Origin of the sequence: Pseudarthrobacter sp. AL07 (assembly GCF_029960665.1) — a bacterium.
Classification (GTDB): Bacteria; Actinomycetota; Actinomycetes; order Actinomycetales; family Micrococcaceae; genus Arthrobacter.
In genome coordinates, this window is sequence record NZ_JASBRB010000093.1 from 1 (window position 1) to 477 (window position 477).

Consider the following 477-nt stretch of genomic DNA (forward strand, 5'->3'; position numbering starts at 1 on the left):
GTCACCGGTCCGGCCACGCTGAGCGTCGATGAAGCCAACGGCTACGGCGTCACGGCAGCGGTCCCCACCAACACCGGGACCTACACCGTGCAGCTGCTCCGCACGGGCAAGGACGCCCCGTGGAAGGTCAACCGGCTCACCCCACCAACGTCCTAAGCGCCCGCACCTCTCCATCTCACACACGTAAGGAAGAAGTTCATGGGTACTACACCAACCGAGGTCCTGGCCTTTCCAAACATCAGGGCCATCGTCCGCGACAACGGGACCGCTGAGGTCGTCGTCGCGGGTAACTCCCGCATCGTGCCTGCCGGGGACTCCGTACAGGATCTCCGCAACAACGCCCTGGCCCTGATCGTGGGCGAGGCGCAGACACTGCAGCGCCCCGTCCGGGTCCAGATCGAGGATCCCGAAGGACACGGTGAACTGATCGTGCACCCGGACAACAAGATCGAATCCGTCTCCTACGAACCGCGCCCG

Annotated in this window: 1 pseudogene; it reads left to right on the plus strand. The window is 64.8% G+C overall.

Annotation, left to right across the window (positions count from 1 at the left end):
* Positions 1-198 precede the first annotated feature (198 nt).
* Positions 199-477, plus strand: a pseudogene (locus tag QK290_RS18550) (chromosome partitioning protein ParA); the annotation flags it as partial.